Source organism: Acinetobacter sp. UBA5934, from assembly GCF_002430855.1.
Taxonomy (GTDB): Bacteria; Pseudomonadota; Gammaproteobacteria; order Pseudomonadales; family Moraxellaceae; genus Acinetobacter.
In genome coordinates, this window is record NZ_DJDC01000017.1 from 1 (window position 1) to 20,534 (window position 20,534).

Below are 20,534 nucleotides of genomic sequence, written 5' to 3' on the forward strand. Positions count from 1 at the left end.
ACTTTTGGGGGTCAGATCATTATGGCGGGTTTTTTTGGTGTTTTATATGCAATTAAAAATAATTAATCCCCTCTAAATAAAATTTTAATTTAAAAATCAAAAATATAAATTTAAAGAAATAAGCGCAAATTAAATAATCCAGAATAGATATTTATTTTTAATTATATTTAAAATACGTTCATCGCAAGTCCAAAGAATCTAGAAGAATCATTCAAACTTAAAGATCATTTATTTTGAGACCTCAGCCCATGCTAAAAAAATGCTGTGATTTACTGGAACAACAGCAATTAAAAATTGCTTTTATTGAAAGTGCCAGTTCTGGCTATCTTTCCAGCCAGTTTTCAATTTATAAAAATAGTGGCGCAGAGATTTTACTTGGTGGTTTGGTGAGCTATGACCCCTCAATCAAAATCGATATTCTGAATATTGATGCCGAGCTTATAAAAAAATATACTGCTGAATCTGCTGAAGTGACAGAAGCAATGGCCATACAGGGCAAGAAGCTATTTAACCATGCAGATTTTGTGGTGGCCTGTACCGGTTTACTCAAACCCGGTGGCAGTGCAACAGAAAATAAACCTGAAGGCACATTTTTTATCTCAATTTTATATTTAAATGAAATACACAACTTTCATTACTTCATTCAAGGCACACCTTTAGACAAACTCACCCTCTTAACCCAATATGTTGCCGAAGAAATAATCAAACTCATACCAGGAGTTTAGTCATGCTTAAACTCAAAATCCTTAGCTTGGGATTAATCCTGTTACCGTGTACCAGTTTTGCAACTGTGGGTGGCCCTCAAAATATCGAAGTGTTAGGTTATGAAAGCAAAGAGCAAAAAGTTTATGTACTTAGACATTATCAAGATGGTCGCGGCCGACTGCCCCAGCTTTATTATTATCAATTTAAAAATAATAAACAGCCTGAGAAACTGACTCAGGTAAATTCCCTGTATATCAATCCTAAAACCAAGAAGATTGATTATGACCAAGACAGCCGCATGTTTGACAAAGAAGTCGCGAAAATTAAAAAACGACTGATACCTTTGATGGCAATACCAAAGCAATCCATCAAAATACAAGTGTTAAAGAAAACTAGCTCGAAAGAGCAATCCTGGTATGACCCGAAACAATATATTCCCAAATATACTTACAAATATCAGCTCAGCAATAAGACCTTAAAAAGCCAAATCCATCAGGCGATCGATTACCGCAACGGATTAAATATCTCTCAAGCCTACAAGATTCCCCAGCAACAAAAGATTTTAGCGGTAGTTAAATATCTGGGTATTCCTTTTGAAACCGGTTATACCATTGAAGATCCGGTGTTACTCACACTCAAAAAATAAACAGCCAAAAAATAAAGCCTCCGAAGAGGCTTTATAAATATTTTGTTTTAAGCAGCTGTACGCTCTGCAATCGGAACCACTTTGCGCAGTTCAGGACCGGTATAATCCGCACTTGGACGAATAATACGGTTGTCTGCACGCTGTTCCATCACATGTGCTGCCCAGCCTGTTACACGGCTCATCACAAAGATTGGCGTGAACAGTTTGGTTGCAATTCCCATGAAATGGTAAGCAGAGGCATGGAAGAAGTCTGCATTACAGAATAGTTTCTTCTCGCGCCACATTACTTCTTCACAGCGTACTGATACTGGATAAAGCACGGTATCACCGACATCTTTCGCTAAACGCTCAGACCAGATTTTAATGATGCCATTACGCGGGTCATTGTCTTTGTAAATTGCATGACCAAAGCCCATGATCTTTTCTTTACGCTCCAACTTGCCTAGCATTTCGCGTTCAGCTTCTTCTGGAGAGGTCCAGTTTTCAATCATTTCCATCGCTGCTTCATTGGCACCACCGTGTAATGGACCACGTAATGAACCAATTGCACCTGTGATACATGAGTGCATATCAGACAAGGTCGAAGCACATACGCGCGCAGTGAATGTTGAAGCGTTAAATTCATGCTCTGCATACAGAATCAGCGATACGTTCATCACCTGTTCATGCAATTCATTTGGTTTTTCACCACGAAGTAAATGCAGGAATTGCGCGCCGATTGAATCATCATCAGTATTTTCTTCAATACGCACGCCATCGTGGCTATAACGATACCAGTAGCAAATAATTGCAGGTAAAGTTGCTAAAATACGGTCTGCAACATCTTGCTGCTCATCAAAAGATTTTTCTGTTTCCAGGTTACCGAGCATAGAAACACCGGTACGCATCACATCCATTGGATGCGAATCTGCCGGAATGCGTTCTAAAACTTCTTTCAATGCTTGTGGAAGCTGACGTAAAGATTTCAATTTGGCTTTATATGTAGCAAGCTGTTCTTTAGTCGGCAATTCACCAAAGAAAATCAGGTAAGCCACTTCTTCAAACTGGCAATTTTCTGCCAGATCTTGCACATCATAACCACGATAAGTTAAGCCTGCGCCACTCTTACCAACAGTTGAAAGTGCTGTTTTACCTGCCACTTGTCCACGCAGTCCTGCGCCGGTGAGTACTTTTCCTTCAGCCATTTTAATTCTCCATTTTGAATTATTTATTTAAACAATTTGTCCAGGGTGTTTTCGAACGTATGATAATCCAAGAATTCGTAAAGCTCTTTACGTTGCTGCATCTTGTCCAAGACGTTAACTTGCGTACCATTTTCACGAATCGAGCGCATCACTTCCAATGCTGCTTTTTGCATGGCGCGCGTTGCTGACAATGGATACAACACCATACGGATACCCTGCTCACCCAATTCATCCACCGTGTAATAAGGTGTATCACCAAATTCAGTAATGTTGGCCAATACAGGCACACCAACTGCATCACATACGGTTTTATACATGGTAATGTCAGTCATTGCTTCAGCGAAAATGGCATCCGCTCCAGCTTCTACACATGCACATGCACGGTCAATCACCGCCTGCAAACCTTCTTTTTGCAAGGCATCGGTACGTGCCATCACCACAAAATTTGAATCGGTTTTGGCATCAACCGCAGCTTTAATACGGTCAACCATTTCCTGTTGCGACACGATTTCCTTGTTCGGACGGTGACCACAACGCTTTTGCGCAACCTGATCTTCAATATGTACTGCTGCTGCACCCGCTGCAATCATTTGTTTTACTGTACGGGCAATATTAAATGCACCACCCCAGCCGGTATCGATATCTACAAGTAAGGGCGTGTCAACACGTTCGGTAATACGACGAACATCTTCCAGTACGTTATCTAAACTGGTCATACCCAGGTCAGGTAAGCCATAAGAATAATTGGCAACTCCTGCGCCCGATACATAAATAGCCTTATAACCTACTTCTTTCGCCATCATGGCTGCATAGGCATTCACTGTGCCGATAATTTGTAATGGTTTTTCCACTTCCAGTGCTTGTCTAAATCTTAAGCCTGCAGACATTTGTTCTGTCATCTTCCTTTCCACAGTTTCACTTTACTTATCGAAGTTCGAGTATAGCCATAAACATCTGTTTAGCTATGACTATTTAGAATTTATACTCTAAAACTTTAGTCAAATATTCATCAAACACATAGTGTTATTTCCAATCTTCATAGTTGTTACTAAATAAGACAAATGCTATTTCAGGAAATGTGTGCATATATTTGCTATCATTGCAAATGATTTCATTTTTTAATCGTTGATTCTCTATAGGCCATATGCAAGAACTCGCTCAATTAGACTCCCTCGCGCGTGATACACCACAAACCAAACGTGGTCATGAACGATGTCTGGCGCTTTTGCTGAGTGCCAATGAGCTTTTTCTCAAACACGGCTATGATGCTGTATCCCTGGATGATATTGTCAATCACGCGGGGGGTTCCAAGGCTTCAATTTATAAGTTTTTTGGTAATAAAGAAGGCTTATTTACTGCAATCTGTGATTATCGCAGGGAACAGTTTTTTAAAGATATTTGCCTGCCTTTTGAACAAGGAAAAGAAAATTTTAAATCTTATCTGATCAATACCCTGATTAATTTTCACCGTCATTTATTAATTCCTGAAAATGCGGCATTTATGCGTCTGATTCTAGAGCGGACCCAGCATAACCCTGAACTTGCCCTGTATATTCATGAACAAGGTCCCAAGCATATTCAGTCCGCAATTGCCTGTGCCTTAGAAAAGGCACATAGCAAAGGAATTTTAAGATGTGAACATCCGCTTTATTCAGCCCAATTCTATTTTGGTATTTTAAGAAATTTGGAATGGCGCATTCTAATGAATATTCCAGCTCAAGAAAATGATCAGGAAACGATCGAATACATCACTTATTGCGTAGATCGCTTCCTGGAAGGCCATCAACCACGCTAGATTTTTTGCAATTTTCCTCGCATATAGTATATTAGCCGATTCCGTATTTTTCTTAACTAACCAGCAACTAATTGCCGATGATTTATTTTCAGCGATTATTGTGGAGTAAATGATGGCTCTCCGTCACTTTCTAACTTTACGTGATTTATCGACTTTAGAACTTAACCAGATTTTGCAACGCGGGATTGAACTCAAGCGTAAGCAGCATAACAATGAAGTTTTCCAACCTTTCGTTGGTAAAGTCATGGGTATGATTTTTGAAAAATCGAGTACTCGCACACGTGTTTCGTTTGAAGCTGGTATGAGCCAATTCGGTGGGAGCGCAATCTTTCTTTCTTCACGTGACTCACAACTCGGTCGCGGTGAGCCAGTAGAAGATTCAGCACGTGTAATTTCAAGCATGCTGGATATTGTGATGATCCGTACTTTCGGTCATGACATTGTTGAGCGCTTTGCTTCTTATTCTAAAGTTCCAGTGATCAATGCATTAACTGATGACCACCACCCTTGCCAGCTTTTAGCAGACATGCAAACCTATATTGAACACCGTGGTTCAATTGAAGGCAAAACTGTGGCCTGGATTGGCGATGGCAACAACATGTGTAATTCTTATATTGAAGCTGCACACATGTGGGGCTTTAAACTAAAAATTGCAGCCCCTAAAGGCTATGAGCCACAAGAAAAATTCTTGACTGAGTTTGCTCACTGTGTAGAACTGGTTGACTCAGCTGAAGATGCCGCTGTGAATGCTGACCTGATTGTGACTGATGTATGGGCAAGCATGGGCCAAGAAGAAGAACAGAAAATTCGTGAAAAAGCCTTTGCTGATTATCAAGTGAATGAACGTTTAATGGATCTGGCACACCCAGACTGTTTGTTCATGCACTGCTTACCTGCTCATCGCGGTGAAGAAATTTCTGAAAATCTCCTCGATCATAAAAATGCTGTGGTTTGGGATGAAGCTGAAAACCGTCTGCATGCGCAAAAAGCGCTGGTTGAATTTTTAATTAATGAAAATTTAAAAAAAGACTAAGCGTTCAGACTAAAGTTTCTTAAAAAAGTACCTTCGGGTGCTTTTTTTATATCTATAAATTGTTTAATTTAAACCATAAATTTTATAAGCGATTATAACCATGCCTTTAAAAAAAATATTGCTCTGCCTAAGTAGCATTCTTATGTTCCAGTCCACTCAGGCCAAACCCACTGAACTGGATCAATATTTTGTCAAAAAACAGATTTTGGATTCCGCTTATAAAATTAAAGACCGTAAAGCCTTAAATGAAATTTTGGATGTGATTAGCGATGAGGATTCTCGCACTCTGCCTTTCCAGATCGATCAAAACATGCTGATGGAAAAATACCAAGTGAATGCGAATGAAATAAAAATTGAAGGCATTATCACTACCCCTGATTTTGCCCAGTTCGCTCTAGATGTAGGTGATAAGGAAGTCAAAAAGCTGATGAGAAAAAATATTCTGCAAAGTTGCAGCTTATTGTTTGAAAATGAATTTCAGCGTGTAAATCCCTATCATGTTGAATTAAAGCTGTCCTCTGAAAGCCAGAGCTATGACTTTAAAATTAAAAATAAGGAATGTTCTTTTTAAGAAAATATCTTGATACGTTAGTTCACTAACGTATCAAACCTTGCGGCTGCAAAATAATAATCATTGCCCCAGCAATTACCACCAGTCCGCCCATTAGATCCCACCGACTTAAACTGATCTGATCAACAAATCTTAACCACATTAATGCGGTAAAAATATAAATTCCACCGTAGGCTGCGTAAATTCGACCCGATGCTGCAGGATGCAAAGTAAGCAGCCAGACAAATGCCGCCAGCGCCAAGACGGTCGGAATCCAGAACCACTGGGTTTTTCCCTGATTTAAAATCAGATAGGGAAAATAACAGCCCAGAATTTCCATAATTGCAGTGACAAAAAATAAAAAGACCGTGGTTAACACTTTAGTTATATGTATATCCATAAGCCGGGGTTCACATCCATTTTCGCTTTCTAAATGATTTTAAAATCATACTTTAAAGAAAGCACAAAAAATTTGGCTTGAAATAAATAAAAAACCCGTGTGAACACGGGTTTTTTATTTATGAGGTTTAATGATTAAGCAGGTTCTGCAGTTTGATCTTCAAACACTTCAAGTTTAAGACCCACCGCTTTACCATTCTCTTTCTTCACAGATACCGAAACATTGCCACCATGTTCAGCCAATTCACCAAATAAAATCATTTCGGCTAATGGTTTTTTCAGATGTTCCTGAATCAGGCGTTGCATTGGACGGGCACCCATTAAACGGTCATAGCCATTTTCAGCCATCCATTCACGCGCACTCTTATCCACTTCAAGAATGACTTTTTTATCATCCAGCTGAGCTTGAAGTTCAGTCAGGAATTTATCCACCACATTTTCAATAATCGTGGTTGGCAATGCCTTGAATTGAATCACACCATCCAGACGGTTACGGAATTCTGGAGAGAAGGCTTTCTTCATCGCTTCCTGATTGTCATTGCTATTGTCTTGCTCTCTAAAACCAATGCTGACACGTGAAATACTTTCAGCGCCGATATTGGTGGTGAGCACAAGAATCACATTACGGAAATCTGACTTGCGACCATTATTATCGGTTAATGAACCGTGATCCATAATTTGCAATAACAAGTTAAATACATCTGGATGAGCTTTTTCAATTTCGTCCAGCAGCAATACGCAATGTGGACTCTTATGAATCGCATCGGTGAGCAAACCACCTTGGTCAAAACCAACATAACCTGGAGGCGCACCAATTAAACGTGAAACCGCATGACGCTCCATATATTCCGACATGTCGAAACGAACCAGCTCCACACCCAAAAGTTTTGCCAACTGCTTGGTTACTTCAGTTTTACCGACACCTGTAGGACCTGCAAAGACAAAGCTACCAACAGGTTTGTCTGGTGATTTCAACCCGGCACGTGATAATTTAATTGCAGAACCGAGTGCCTCAATAGCTTCATCCTGACCGAACACCACACGTTTAAGGTCACGCTCAAGATTTGAAAGTACGGTTTTATCATCTTTCGATACGGTTTTCGGCGGAATACGCGCAATTTTCGAAATGATGTCTTCAATATTTTCAACCGTGATCAGACTGTCATCCTGCTCCGCTTTTAAACGGCGCTGAGCACCTGCCTCGTCAATCACGTCAATCGCTTTATCTGGCAAGAAACGGTCATTAATAAACTTGGCTGATAACTCTACCGCAGAAACCAATGCTTTATCTTCATATTGTACGTGATGAAAATCTTCAAATTTCGATTTTAAGCCACGTAAAATATCTATGGTTTCTGAAATAGAAGGTTCATTGACATCAATTTTCTGGAAACGACGCGACAATGCATGATCTTTTTCAAACACCTGACGGTATTCCTGAAAAGTGGTTGAACCGATGCAACGCAAGGTACCATTCGACAAAGCCGGTTTAATCAGATTCGATGCATCCATGGTACTGCCCATGCTTGAGCCAGCACCAATGATCATGTGAATTTCATCAATAAATAACACAGCTTCCGGTTTCTTTTTCAAGGCATTCAACAATTGTTTCAAGCGCTTTTCAAAGTCACCACGATATTTGGTTCCTGCAACCAAGGCACCAATATCGAGACTATATATCTCTGCATTCGCCAGTGGTTTAGGCGCTTTACCGTTGACAATCAACCAAGCCAGACCTTCTGCAATCGAGGTTTTACCTACACCAGGATCACCGACCAGCAAGGGATTATTTTTACGGCGACGGCATAAAATTTGTGCTGTACGTTCAATTTCTTTTTCACGCCCAATCAAAGGATCGGTTTTTCCTTTTTGCGCTTCTATATTCAAATTGGTGGTATATAAATCCAGCGGACCTGCATTAGAAGAATTCGACGTTTCACCATCCAGCTCCTCTACTTCTTCCTCTGCCTGTACGTCTTCCTTACGTGTACCATGTGACAAATATTGGGTTAAAGTTAAACGATTAATTTGATGACGTTTAAGCAAATAAACCGCAAAAGAATCACGTTCAGAATACATCGCAACAAGAATGTCTGCGCCTTCAACAGTTCGATCGCCACCGCTGGATTGCACATGAAAAATCGCACGTTGCAGAATACGATCAAAACTTTCAGTCGGATGCGGCGCCTGATCGCTATGTTCACTTAGTTTAGGGGTGTGTTGTTCAACGTATTCTTCTAGCTCTTTACGTAGAACGATAATGTCCGCACCACACGCTTTAAGCGCATTTACAGCAGAGTCATTATCAAGTAAAGCCAACAATAAATGTTCAACCGTGAGAAACTCATGTCTCTTTTGACGAGCCATGCTTACAGCCAAACGTAAAGATACTTCTAATTGACGACTGAGCATGTAATCCCCTTAATCTTTTGGCTCAATCTGGCAAAGTAATGGATGACCTTGAGACCGAGCATAATTATTGACTTGGTTCGCTTTCGTTTCCGCAATGTCACGTGGATAAACGCCTGCAACACCTTTCCCTTCGTAATGTACAGTTAGCATTACTTGGGTTGCTTGGTCAAGATTTAAAGCAAAGTATTGTTGTAAAATTTCAATTACAAAGTCCATTGGGGTGTAATCGTCGTTCATTAAAACAACAGCATACATCGGCGGACGTTTTAATTCAGGCGGCGCAGTTTGTACTGCGATTTCACCTTCAGATTCATCTTGCGAGTCATGACCTAAGCGTGGACTAATATGCCAATCGACATATCCTGATTGATGAAAAGAATTTTTGATGGCATTTAAACAATTTTGACGCTTATTCATTCGCATAGGATTTTTAATTCACATTTATTGTGCATTTGCTTCTGCTTGAGGAATTTCAGAAATAAATGCAGATTGACTCTCTATCGGTTTGCCACGGCCCCAACTAAAACGTTTAATTACTGGCGTACTTGTTGCACCGCTTAAACGCACTTCAATGAATTGCGGGGTAAAGCCTTTAGGCATGGTCCAACGTCCGGTTAAACGTTCATAACCTTCAAAGTTAAAGTTTTTATCTTCCATAGGAACAACTAAAACTTCCGTACCCTGAATTAAACGCAATTCTACAGTTCCTGAAATACTGCGTTTATTTGGACTCACTTGAACCAGATCAAGCTGATATTCATAGGCATTTTCAGGTAAAGGTTTAATCCCGATATTTTGTATGGTCAGACTTAAACCACCACGCTGACGCAATACTTCACGGTAAATTGCACTTAACCCTTCAGCCTGGGTTTTATCCTCACGTGCCTGATTCAAAGCAGCAAACAAATCATTTGAATTACTGACCGCAACATCACGTTCCTGTACAGCCAAATTCAAGTTCTTGTTCAATGTTTGCAAACTGCTCTTTTGCTTTTGCACCACTTCTACCAGTTGTTCGGCATCAGCTTCATAGCCGACTACAGTCAAACCTTGCCGATGCCCAACTGAATAGCCCAGCAAACCACTTCCCAGAATAAGAATGGCAGCACTAATTCCCAGTGGTAAATTGCCCTTTAAAAAAGGCTTTTTACTGAGAAAAGACAGTTGTGACGGAGTATTTGAGTCAGAGTTCGGCATCGTCATCTCTTATTTTGATTCATTCAAAACACACATTTAAATCCAAATCCAAATGTGTGTGAAGTTGAAAAACGTTTTTTATGGTAATAAACCAATTCCTGCAAGGCCTGCATTTTCAGCAAAGCCAAACATCAGGTTCATATTTTGTACTGCCTGTCCTGCCGCACCTTTCACCAGATTATCCTGTACAGAGAGCACAATCAGTTTTTTCGGTTGCGGTTTATACAGCGCAATACGAAGCTGATTTGCACCGCGCACAGAACGTGTTTCAGGTGAGCTGTTGGCTGGCATCACATCGACAAACTGTTCATTGGCATAGAACTGTTCATACAAGCTTTGCAGGTCCGCCGCATCACCGGCATCGGTCAAATCGACATAAATGGTGCTGAGCATACCACGGATCATCGGCACCAAATGCGGTACAAATACAATGTGATTAAACACACCTTTTTGACCGGAAATATTTTCCAGTGCTTCCACAATTTCAGGATGATGACGGTGACCTGCCACGCCATAAGCCTTAAAGTTATCAGCATTTTCAGAATAAATCATGCCCAGACTGGCTTTACGGCCTGCACCAGAAACACCTGATTTTGCATCAATAATAATGCTTTCAGGTTTCACCAATGCTTCAGCCTGTTTAAATAATGGCGCAAGACCCAGTTGCACAGTCGTTGGATAGCAACCCGGATTACCAATCACGCTAGCTTGCTTAATTTTGTCACGGTTGAGTTCTGACAGGCCATAAACTGAGTCTTTTAAAATATCTGGGCAGGCATGTTCAAGACCATACCACTTTTCAAATTGTTCCAAATCTTGCAAACGGAAATCCGCTGCCAGGTCAATGACTTTAGTATTTGCTGCAACCAGTTCTGCCGCATGTTTCATGGCTACACCATGCGGAGTTGCAAAGAACACGACATCGCATTTTTTCAATTCATCGATGTTCAAATCCGAGTATTGAAGATCGGTATGACCGCGTAGGCTTGGGAACATGTCATCGACACGGCGACCATTTTCGGTACGTGATGTCAGCACATTTACTTGCACATTTGGGTGTCGTAGTAAAAGACGCAACAATTCAACGCCTGTATAACCTGTACCACCGACAATACCAACAGTAATCACGATCACTACCTCAAATCTAAAGTGTCCATTTCGTAACTGCGTAGTATGACAGGAAGTTTTGGTTTTCTGAACTGTTTTACCCGATCTCGCTTATTTTATTTAAGCTTTTAAATCCTAAGTTGAAGGAAAGAGAAGCACTTGCATCATTAAATTAGAGTAATTAATCTAATTTGAAATAATAGCAGAGAATATAAAAATGATAGGGTCACGCATATGGATGAAAACATCTAACGGAAAATTATCAACTAGGGAAAAAATTAAACTCATCAACCGAACCCTGATTCCATCAGTATTCGCTTATAGCAAAACGTTCTTTCAACCTTATAACCGAAGTAATCAACTCAATCTTCAAGATTACCTGGTTCCCGATACTCCCATTGTTCAAGAGGTGATCTCAGAATTAAATCAATGTTCCTCAGTTGAAATTATTCAACACTCTTGGCGATGTTATTTTTGGGGAATTGCTGTGGCCAATACCAAAAATTGGCAGTTTGATCATGAGTCTTATCTTATTGCGAGTTTAATGCATAATGTCGGTTTGGCTGATCCTCAAGCAAACTTCTCATGTCAGTGCTTTACTTTAGAAAGTGCTTTAAGAAGCGAAGCCATCTGTCAAAAAAATTCATATGAGATAGAGAAAACTCAAAATATTTCAGATGCAATCTGCCTGCATATGAATGGTTATTTAGATGAACATGATTCAAATATTTCCAAAGAATCTTTATTACTGCAAAAAGCCACTTCCTTTGATGTCATTGGATCAGAGTTGAATCTTTTTAATTATAGTTTTGTGAAACAAGTATTAGAAAAATACCCGAGAGATAATTTTAAAAATGAAATGAAATCGCTGATTAAAAAAGAATGCCTAAAGAATCCATACTCAAGAACAGCACTCTTCAAAACCTTAGGACTCCCTACAATGATTACATTGAGCAGACATGAGCTTAAAGGATAATTCGCTTTTTTAAGTGAAATTCCCTTGTAGATATTTTGTCTAAGCACACCACCACCAAGGCATTGGACTGGTTTTTAAAATTTTACGATGCTGCTGGAAATTGACATCATGTTTTTGTACTTCAGCCCAAAACCTTGGACTATGATCAAAATGCCGTGTATGCGCCAGCTCATGTACACAAACATAACGGGTAACATGTTCAGGGAACAATACTAGACTACTATTCAACATAATGTCATGTTTCGCCGAGCAACTGCCCCAACGCGTTTTCGGTTGGCGAATCGCGCATTTTCCAAAATTCAGATCACATTTCTGGCTGGTTTGCTCTAAATAAATGGGTAAATGCTGCTTGGCATAAGCCATCACGAAAGCTTTTAAATATTGTTCGGGCTGACGATCGCTAATCAAAAGTTGATTTTTTAATTCATCATAAATAAAAGAATTTTTTTGGCTTTTATAAACAACCTGTAAAGGCTGCGCTAAATTAAAAAGCTGGAGTTCGGTCGGTAAAACGCGGTCTTGGATCGCTGTTTTTTGTTCTTGCCAGGTTTTTAGTAACCATTCTTCAGCTTGATCTAGAAAGTTTTGAATTTTTCGTTTGCTGCAAAGCAGCGGTACAGTTAAACGAATTTGAGCCGAGTCGACACGTAAGCGCAAACGTTTCGCTCGCGCATGACGGACAATCTGGATTTCAGGTAGGTCGTTTGGGGTCATTTGTTTTTTTAAATCTCCCCCAACCCCTCTTTTTCAAAGAGGGGCTTTTAAAAGTCCCCCTTTAGCAAAGGGGGATTTAGGGGGATTCTATCTATTGAATCAAGGGATTAAACCGCAGTACGTTCTTCAATGCCGTTATCTGTTGCAACTACAGCAATATCTGCTTTATTAATTGCAAAAATACCGTTGCACACCACACCCGGAATGTCATTGATGGTCTTTTCGAGTTCAAGCGCATTTAAGATATTCAAGTTATGTACATCTAGAATCACATTACCGTTATCAGTGATTACACCTTCACGATAAACCGGATCACCGCCCAAGCTGACAATTTTACGTGCTACTGCAGAGCGTGCCATTGGAATCACTTCTACAGGCAACGGGAAATCGCGACCCAACTGTTCTACCCATTTTGAATCATCAACAATACACACGAATTTCTTTGCAATCGACGCAACGATTTTTTCACGGGTCAATGCCGCACCGCCGCCTTTAATCATATGCATGTGACGATCAATTTCATCTGCGCCATCTACATAAGCATCTAGGCCGCCAACTGAATTCATATCAACCACTTCAATGCCTAATTTTTTAAGGCGCTCGGCAGTCGCTTCAGAGCTGGCAACCGCAGCTTCCAGTTGCAATTCTGGCAATAATTCAATGAGGAAGTTCACAGTACTTCCTGTACCTACACCCAAAATCCCGCCTTTAGGCAAGTGTTTTAAAGCAGCTTTTGCGGCAGCTTGTTTCTTTTCATCTTGGGTAGCATACAGACTCATAACTTGGCTCAACTATTTTTTGACATTTGTTGCTGATTAAACAGCGCAAATGTACAGGGGTTTGTTACAATAAAGGCCTATTTTAAACTGTTAGATGGAAAATTAACATGCTGTCTCGTTTGGTTCGACAAATATTACAGGCAACGGTGTATGACGTTGCAATCGAAACCCCACTCGAAGCAGCGCCACGAATTAGTGAAAAGCTAAATAATAACATTCGCTTTAAACGCGAAGATTTACAACCTGTCTTTTCCTTCAAGCTACGCGGTGCCTATAACCGTATTAGTCAATTACCGAAATCTCAGTTGGAACGTGGCGTTATTACGGCTTCAGCAGGTAACCATGCGCAAGGTGTGGCTCTGTCTGGTAAAAAACTGGGAATTCGCGCCATTATCGTGATGCCGAAAACCACACCTGATATTAAAGTCCAGGCTGTTAAACGCCTGGGTGGTGAAGTGCTATTGCATGGCGATTCTTTTGACGTTGCCAACAAATACGCGATTCAACGTTCTATTGATGATGGCATGACCTTTATTCCACCTTATGACGATGAACTGGTGATGGCGGGTCAAGGCACCATTGCCAATGAAATTTTGCGTCAATGGCGTGATGTGGAATATGTATTTGTTGCCGTTGGTGGTGGCGGTTTAATTGCCGGTGTTGCCGCTTATCTAGGGGATGTTGCACCCCATGTCAAAGTCATTCCTGTGGAATATGACGAATCTGCCTGCTTAAAAGCGGCTTTTGAAGCCAATGAACGTGTGATTCTGCCATCTGTAGGTCTATTTGCCGATGGTACTGCGGTTGCGCAGATTGGTGAAAAACCGTTTGATGTGATTCGCCTGCAAAAATCTGACAACTCAGGTCCAATTGTTGAACCTGAGGTTGTTCTGGTGAACACGGATGAAATCTGTGCTGCCATCAAAGATACTTATGACGAATGCCGCAGCATTGTTGAACCTTCTGGTGCCATGGCGCTTGCCGGAATCAAGAAATATGTCGCTGAACATGGCTTGGAAGGTAAAAACATGGTATCGATTGTTTGTGGTGCCAACATGAACTTCGACCGCCTGCGTTATATTGCTGAACGTACCGAACTCGGTGAACGTAAAGAAGCTATTTTCGCAGTCACTATTCCAGAAGAAAAAGGCTCTTTCCTGAACTTCTGCCGTGCCCTGCAAGGTCGTAACATCACTGAATTCAACTACCGGGCCAGCTCTTCTAGTGCTGCTCAAGTGTTTGTCGGCATTAGCTTAAAAGGTGGTGAAAAAGAACGTCATGACATTTATGACACCTTAGCAACGCAATATGATGTTGATGATTTGTCTGATGATGAAGTTGCCAAACTGCATATCCGTTATCTGGTGGGTGGTCATGCAGACATTGAAAATGAACGTTTATTCCGTGTCGAGTTTCCAGAGCGCCCAGGTGCATTACTGACTTTCCTGGAACGTCTTGGCCCTACCCACAACATTACCTTGTTCCACTACCGCAACCACGGCGCTGCGGAAGGTCGTGTACTGGTTGGCTTAGAAGCAAGCGATGCGAAACAAAATCCGGATGGTTTGATTGAAACATTGGAAAGTATCACTTATCCATATGCAGAAATTACCAATAACCTAGGTTATCAGCGTTTCTTGAAATAAGTGATTAAAAATCACATTAAAAAAGAGCCATGTACTGGCTCTTTTTTATATTCCAAATTTTTAAATCGATCTAAGACAGTCCATTTTTATATAGTGTTCTATACAAATCTCTTCATGCTTAAATTGTTTCGAGAAAAACTTACAGAATTTATGGATTTTGACATCCTGATCAGGCACTGCCATCCAATAGGCTTTTTCCGCATAGATAATTAATAGTTCAAAATTTTGAGATTTTAGAAGAGTGTAAATTTCTTCAAAAACAATATCAAAAGCATGTGCATGGACATTGTAATATTTCCCGATCACCTGTTTATGCTTTTCATAGTGTTGATATAAAGGAGTCACTCTTTCACGAATTTTCTGCTGGGTTAAACCCATATCAATGTTCATATGCTGTAAAACAGCACATTGTTCCAAGCTGTTTTCATAGGGGTTTTCAGCATCCACTGCCATTAAATAGGTACAATTCTGTTTATTCACTTTTTCAGCTTTTATCCATGCCAGAAAGTTCTGAAAAATATCCCGATGCTTCTTCTTCGGGATTTCCTGTTGTTTCAACCTAGGGAACCATTCCTGTAATAATCTAAAAATCTTTTTATCATCCATTTTCATTCACTATAAAAATAGAGTTTTAAAAATAAATCATATCCAGATTTTTTGAATGTTTTATGACATGCTGCAATCCAAACAAGCCTACCTAGCAAATCCCTTTCACAATTCACTCATGCTTAAAATTATGAATAAAGGTCTTGTAATCATGTGAGTAAACAGATGTAGAAATAAGCCTTTGTTATATATAATTTTGTAAGCCCGATAGCTGAATCAATCATAAAATTATAAAATGAGTCCCTATACACATACATTTTATGAATCAAAAGCATATAAAAACCAGATAAGGAATACGCTGAATGGCATTATTTGCAGTCATTGGTTTAGGCAGTTTTGGCGCAACGGTAGCTACAGAGCTGGTCGGACTAAACCATGATGTCATTGGAATCGACAGCAATAAAAAATATGTTGAAAATATCTCTGATCAGCTCACTCATGCTGTGATTGCCGATGCCACCGATGAACATGTGCTTAGAGAACTGAATATTCAAAACTGTGAAGCGGTCGTCGTGGCGATTGGCGAAGATATTGAAGCCAGTATTTTATGTGTCCTGCATCTGAAAAATATGGGCATGAACAAGATTTGGGCCAAAGCCAAATCTAAAGCACACCACATGATACTGGCCCATCTGGGGGTGAATAAAATCATTCACCCCGAAGAAGATATGGGTACCCGTATTGCCCAGTCTTTAAGCTACCCGATGGTCAGCCGCTATATGGCATTAGAAGACAATCATTTTATTGTCAAAATTGAAATTAAAAAAAGTCTGCAGGGTGAACGCTTTAACCATCTGATGGACCATAATAGCGAAGTTAAAACCCTGCTGCATAAACGCGGCAAGGATATTCTGTTTAAGATTGATCCTCATTTAATTCTGCAAGAAGGTGATATTTTATTGGTTGAAGGTGAACTTGAACCCTTACGAAAACTGTCTGCCCGGTTTAAATAAAATATGAATCAGCCGCAAAATAAAAAAACCAATACAGTCAATCTTAGCCCTCCCAGTTTACTGGCTCTGGGTTTTTTGAGCTTTATTGTCGCCGGTACCTTATTGTTAAAATTACCCATTGCCCATCATGGTGAGTTAAGCTGGCTCAATGCCCTGTTTACCTCAACTTCCGCGGTAACCATTACCGGACTTTCGGTGGTGAATGTCGGAGATTCCTATACCACCTTTGGTCAAGTCATCATTATGCTGTTACTGCAATGTGGCGGCTTGGGCTTTATGACTTTTGCCATACTGGCGGCATTGAGTCTTTCTTCCAATATCCGGCTCAAACAGCAAATGATGGCGCAGGAAACCATTGGTCAAACCAGTCTGGCCAAGGTGTCTTTCACCATTAAAGGTGTACTATTATATTCCTTATTTTTTGAGGCGATTGGTACCGTCATTTTAACCATTGCCTGGATGCAGGAATATGATTTTTCCCGCGCCTTTTTTTATGCGGCTTTTTATAGTGTTTCCGCTTTTAATAATGGCGGCTTTTCCCTATTCCCGAATAGTTTGATGAGTTTTGCCGACCATTATTTCATTACCTTTACCATCAGTATGCTTTACATTATTGGCGGTATTGGTTTTGTGGTACTGATGGATATAAAACGTGCCCGTCGCTGGAAAAAATTAAGCACCAATAGCAAATTAATGCTCTCTACCATTGCCGGCTTAAATCTTTCCGCCTTTGTCATCATTTGGATTCTGGAAGCCAATAATCCGCTGACTCTTTCCAACATGAGCCTAGGCGATCAGGCCTTGAATGCCTGGTTCCATGCCACTGTGCCGCGCTCCTCCGGTTTCAACAGCCTGGATATCTCCAGCATGACCGATGCCTCTACTTTAGTCACCATCATGCTGATGTTTATTGGCGGTGGTTCTTTAAGTACTGCAGGTGGTATTAAAGTCGGTACATTTATTATTGTGGTTTTAAGTGTAATTACCTTTTTACGCCGTTCTGAAGAGTTACGGGTATTCAATCATTCCGTTTCAAAAGTGACGTCATTTAAGGCTTTTGCCGTCCTTTCCATCACGGCGATCTTGATATTTTTAGGACTGTTTACGCTTCTTATTTTAGAGCCGAATAAAGACTTTCTGGATTTACTGTTTGAAGCGGTTTCAGCCGCCTGCACGGTCGGATTATCGCGCGGCATCACCAGTGAACTACAGCCTGCAAGCCTAATTGCTTTAATCTTGCTGATGTTCGCGGGTCGTTTGGGTCCACTGACCTTGGCTTACCTGATTGCCACTCCAAAAAAGAGCCGTTTAAAACATCCACCGGCGGATATTCAGATTGGTTAATTACGATTAATTTTCGATATAAAAAAACCACTCAATTGAGTGGTTTTTTTGATGCACTGATAAATTTTAATACCAATTCATTAAAGACACACCTAAACCGACATAAGTCGCACGGTGGTTATAATCAATCAGGCTTTCACCATAGCCATCAAATAATTGAAAATGGCCACGTAATTTACCGCTAATTGGGAATGCCCAGTCAAACTGCGCTGCCCCATGTGCATCATCACCGCCTTTTAGCGAGTGACGCAGCATCAGTGAAAATTCATGATCATTCTTGCGGTAGAATGCAGTCAAGTCACCACGACCGATATAATTTTTAATATCCGGGTTGTTATCATCTTTGGCATCTTCTTCAATGCGATACCAAGGACGTAACATCAGCGCAAAGTTATCGCGCTCTAAACCGAGATTAAAGATAATACGGTTCCAGCTACGTGATAAGGGATCGGCACGACCATTGGACTGATGGTTAAAGGTCACGCCCAGTAAGCGAGCATTTAAGCCCAAAATTTCATAATTGGTCCGAAAAACCAGACTCGCTTCAGGCTCATAGTTAGTTTCACGGAAAGGACGCGAAGCATCCGCATTATAGACCTGCCAGCGTGATGACTGGGTATAACCGAACCAGACATCGCCATTATCACCAAACAGGTTTTCAACTGCTTTGGTTTTTAACGACAACTGGAATTTTGCTTCCATCGATTTCAGGTTTTGGTCATCCCCTACCTGTACCGTATTGTTTTCATTTGGACTGGAAGGACGCTCATTTTTGTCTGACGTCCAGAATCCCGGAAGTAAATAAACCGGCTGATGCGCACGAATATTCCAGGTTCCAAGTTTGCTTTCAGGAGACAGTTCCCAACGCTTGTCCAGCAAAGAGGTATTCGGGTCAATTTTTGGCCCTTCCGCTGCAAATACGTTATTCACACCATGGCTGATTTTTTCTTTGATCGTTTCAGGTTCTGTCGGTTTCGGCGCAATTTGATTGGCTGCTTGACGCTCAGACACCAGCTGTGGTTTCTCTGCTTCAGGCACCTTAAATAAAGTGTCATAACAAGCCAGACGATCAGCATTCGACTCTAAACCCACACAGGCTTCAGGACTTGCTGGTGTAATTAAAGATTCTGGTGTTTGCGCATTAATATTCGTCACATACAAAGAACTGAGCATGATCATGCTCAGTTGCAAGGTAGTGCGTTCAAGTTGTTTGAACGCCATAGAGTATTCCTCGAATTATGTTTTAGTTCACTTGCTTAATATCAAAACCAAGTTCAAGCAATGCTTCACGCTTAGCCACCGGTGCAACCACCGCTTTGACCGGTTTTTGCTGAACCAGATATTGTTCTGCAACTCGTTTTAAATCATCCAGAGTTACAGCAAGTAAACGCGCACGTAACTGCTTGCGCACCGCAGGTGTACGTGCATGCAAGAGTGCATAGCAGGCACTAATTGCTTCTCCGGCAGGAGAACCTGGCTTATCCATGCTCGCAACCAAGCCCAAAATCGCTTCTTCGAGTTGATGTGGCTGGTGTTCTGTATTCAGCAACCAGTCAATACTGGCATCAAAGTCTTTAAAGGTTTCTGCCAGACGCGGATCACGATAGCTATAGAAACGGAACGAACAGGCATTACCATCGTAGCTAGCGCCACCACCATAGGCACCGCCTTTTTCACGAATCGCACTATGCAAGAAGCCATTACGTAAATATGCAGCCAGTACCATCAGCGGTGCAGCATCTGGATGAGAGACCTCAACTGCAGCATAAGCTGAAGCACAGAATTGAACATTGGCTTGAATCAGCCAGGCTTCGTCTTTATTGCTATTTTCTGTGAAAACTGGCGTTAATTCTACCGGTGTTTGATCAACTGCCAGCTTATCCCAAACCTATTGAACTTCTTCAATCAAACGATCAGACTGATGTTCTTCACAAACCAGCAGGAACTGTTTTGGTGCCTGTAAAAGTAAACGATGAATCGCTTTGAGCTCTGCAATTAAAGCCTCATAAGCAACTTCATCATTTTCAATTTTATTGACCAAGTCACCTAACCAGTTCAGTGCCCCCAAACCGGTATTTTGATAATCGCGCTGTGCCAAGGCACTGCAATTACGTGATGCAATTTGCATGGCATAGCTATGACCAGAACCTGAAATACGCGATTGCCAACGTGTTTTACGTTGCTGCAATAATTCAATAATACGGTCTTTTTCATCAAAACGAAGTTGTTCAAAAGCCAACTTCAAGATGCGGATCGCTTCAAAGTTATTCACAAGAGATTTGGTGGTTAACGTGAGCCAAGCGCTGATTTTATTTTTGTCATCCACTTTTGAGCGTAAAGATGCGCCCATGCCTACACCACCGCTCACTGCGGTTTGCAGTTGCTGTAGCTCAAGATAATCGTACTCGCCAGCACCGACTTCACCCAACAAAACAGACAGCAAATTGAAGTATGGCGAGTGCACCACTTCATCTGGAATTTTCACCAA

General features: G+C 40.9%; 20 protein-coding genes and 1 pseudogene. 9 read left to right on the forward strand and 12 right to left on the reverse strand.

Annotation, left to right across the window (positions count from 1 at the left end; all coding sequences use genetic code 11):
• Positions 1–248 precede the first annotated feature (248 nt).
• Together B2Y23_RS01200 and B2Y23_RS01205 are read left to right on the forward strand one after the other, a co-directional pair.
• Positions 249–725 (forward strand): CinA family protein, encoded by a 477-nt coding sequence (locus tag B2Y23_RS01200; RefSeq protein WP_291368518.1) that lies wholly within the window; start codon positions 249–251, stop codon positions 723–725.
• Positions 726–727: 2 nt separating this feature from the next.
• On the forward strand, positions 728–1,351 hold the full coding sequence (locus B2Y23_RS01205; RefSeq protein ID WP_291368520.1) for an aminotransferase: 624 nt from the start codon (positions 728–730) through the stop codon (positions 1,349–1,351).
• Between the two features lie 47 nt (positions 1,352–1,398).
• On the opposite strand, the gene prpC is transcribed toward B2Y23_RS01205, so the two are convergent.
• Entirely contained in the window at positions 1,399–2,535 is a 1,137-nt protein-coding gene (gene prpC, locus B2Y23_RS01210; RefSeq protein WP_291354605.1) for a bifunctional 2-methylcitrate synthase/citrate synthase, read from the reverse strand.
• Between the two features lie 23 nt (positions 2,536–2,558).
• Positions 2,559–3,434, reverse strand: a complete 876-nt coding sequence (gene prpB / locus B2Y23_RS01215) for a methylisocitrate lyase (protein WP_291354604.1) — start codon at positions 3,432–3,434, stop codon at positions 2,559–2,561.
• A 245-nt stretch (positions 3,435–3,679) separates the two neighbouring features.
• On the opposite strand from prpB, the gene B2Y23_RS01220 reads away from it, so the two are divergent.
• From B2Y23_RS01220 to B2Y23_RS01230, 3 genes are all read left to right on the forward strand, one after another.
• Positions 3,680–4,330, forward strand: coding sequence for a TetR/AcrR family transcriptional regulator (locus tag B2Y23_RS01220; RefSeq protein ID WP_291354603.1), 651 nt, complete (start codon positions 3,680–3,682; stop codon positions 4,328–4,330).
• Positions 4,331–4,442: 112 nt separating this feature from the next.
• A complete protein-coding gene (gene argF / locus B2Y23_RS01225; RefSeq protein WP_291354602.1) occupies positions 4,443–5,363 on the forward strand; it encodes an ornithine carbamoyltransferase in 921 nt (306 codons plus the stop codon).
• Positions 5,364–5,505: 142 nt separating this feature from the next.
• Positions 5,506–5,934 (forward strand): hypothetical protein, encoded by a 429-nt coding sequence (locus B2Y23_RS01230; RefSeq protein ID WP_291354601.1) that lies wholly within the window; start codon positions 5,506–5,508, stop codon positions 5,932–5,934.
• A gap of 25 nt (positions 5,935–5,959) precedes the next feature.
• Here the strand turns inward: B2Y23_RS01230 and B2Y23_RS01235 are convergent, their stop codons facing one another.
• The 5 genes from B2Y23_RS01235 to argC form a co-directional block, all read right to left on the reverse strand.
• On the reverse strand, positions 5,960–6,313 hold the full coding sequence (locus tag B2Y23_RS01235; protein WP_291354600.1) for a YnfA family protein: 354 nt from the start codon (positions 6,311–6,313) through the stop codon (positions 5,960–5,962).
• Between the two features lie 134 nt (positions 6,314–6,447).
• Positions 6,448–8,724 (reverse strand): ATP-dependent Clp protease ATP-binding subunit ClpA, encoded by a 2,277-nt coding sequence (gene clpA / locus B2Y23_RS01240; RefSeq protein ID WP_291354599.1) that lies wholly within the window; start codon positions 8,722–8,724, stop codon positions 6,448–6,450.
• Positions 8,725–8,733: 9 nt separating this feature from the next.
• Positions 8,734–9,147: an ATP-dependent Clp protease adapter ClpS gene (gene clpS / locus B2Y23_RS01245; protein WP_291354598.1), complete on the reverse strand. Its 414-nt coding sequence runs from the start codon at positions 9,145–9,147 to the stop codon at positions 8,734–8,736.
• An 18-nt stretch (positions 9,148–9,165) separates the two neighbouring features.
• Complete coding sequence (locus B2Y23_RS01250; protein ID WP_291368523.1) at positions 9,166–9,921, reverse strand: DUF6776 family protein; 756 nt, start codon at positions 9,919–9,921, stop codon at positions 9,166–9,168.
• 78 nt (positions 9,922–9,999) lie between these two features.
• The gene (argC, locus tag B2Y23_RS01255; RefSeq protein ID WP_291368524.1) at positions 10,000–11,055 is read right to left on the reverse strand and encodes an N-acetyl-gamma-glutamyl-phosphate reductase; all 1,056 of its coding nucleotides are present in this window, start codon (positions 11,053–11,055) and stop codon (positions 10,000–10,002) included.
• A gap of 211 nt (positions 11,056–11,266) precedes the next feature.
• Between argC and B2Y23_RS01260 the strand changes: the two genes are divergently transcribed.
• Entirely contained in the window at positions 11,267–12,004 is a 738-nt protein-coding gene (locus B2Y23_RS01260) for a hypothetical protein (protein ID WP_291368526.1), read from the forward strand.
• 39 nt (positions 12,005–12,043) lie between these two features.
• Here the strand turns inward: B2Y23_RS01260 and B2Y23_RS01265 are convergent, their stop codons facing one another.
• Together B2Y23_RS01265 and rpiA are read right to left on the reverse strand one after the other, a co-directional pair.
• Entirely contained in the window at positions 12,044–12,718 is a 675-nt protein-coding gene (locus B2Y23_RS01265) for a M48 family metallopeptidase (protein WP_291368527.1), read from the reverse strand.
• Between the two features lie 107 nt (positions 12,719–12,825).
• The gene (gene rpiA, locus B2Y23_RS01270; protein ID WP_291354593.1) at positions 12,826–13,497 is read right to left on the reverse strand and encodes a ribose-5-phosphate isomerase RpiA; all 672 of its coding nucleotides are present in this window, start codon (positions 13,495–13,497) and stop codon (positions 12,826–12,828) included.
• A gap of 107 nt (positions 13,498–13,604) precedes the next feature.
• Between rpiA and ilvA the strand changes: the two genes are divergently transcribed.
• The gene (gene ilvA, locus B2Y23_RS01275) at positions 13,605–15,143 is read left to right on the forward strand and encodes a threonine ammonia-lyase, biosynthetic (RefSeq protein ID WP_291368529.1); all 1,539 of its coding nucleotides are present in this window, start codon (positions 13,605–13,607) and stop codon (positions 15,141–15,143) included.
• A gap of 60 nt (positions 15,144–15,203) precedes the next feature.
• Here ilvA and B2Y23_RS01280 read toward each other — a convergent pair whose 3' ends face one another.
• Complete coding sequence (locus tag B2Y23_RS01280) at positions 15,204–15,749, reverse strand: hypothetical protein (protein ID WP_291368531.1); 546 nt, start codon at positions 15,747–15,749, stop codon at positions 15,204–15,206.
• A gap of 302 nt (positions 15,750–16,051) precedes the next feature.
• On the opposite strand from B2Y23_RS01280, the gene B2Y23_RS01285 reads away from it, so the two are divergent.
• Complete coding sequence (locus B2Y23_RS01285) at positions 16,052–16,702, forward strand: potassium channel family protein (protein ID WP_291354590.1); 651 nt, start codon at positions 16,052–16,054, stop codon at positions 16,700–16,702.
• A 3-nt stretch (positions 16,703–16,705) separates the two neighbouring features.
• A complete protein-coding gene (locus B2Y23_RS01290; RefSeq protein ID WP_291354589.1) occupies positions 16,706–18,046 on the forward strand; it encodes a TrkH family potassium uptake protein in 1,341 nt (446 codons plus the stop codon).
• 66 nt (positions 18,047–18,112) lie between these two features.
• On the opposite strand, the gene B2Y23_RS01295 is transcribed toward B2Y23_RS01290, so the two are convergent.
• Entirely contained in the window at positions 18,113–19,267 is a 1,155-nt protein-coding gene (locus tag B2Y23_RS01295) for a phospholipase A (RefSeq protein WP_291354588.1), read from the reverse strand.
• A gap of 22 nt (positions 19,268–19,289) precedes the next feature.
• A pseudogene (locus B2Y23_RS01300) lies at positions 19,290–20,534 on the reverse strand (insulinase family protein); the annotation flags it as partial.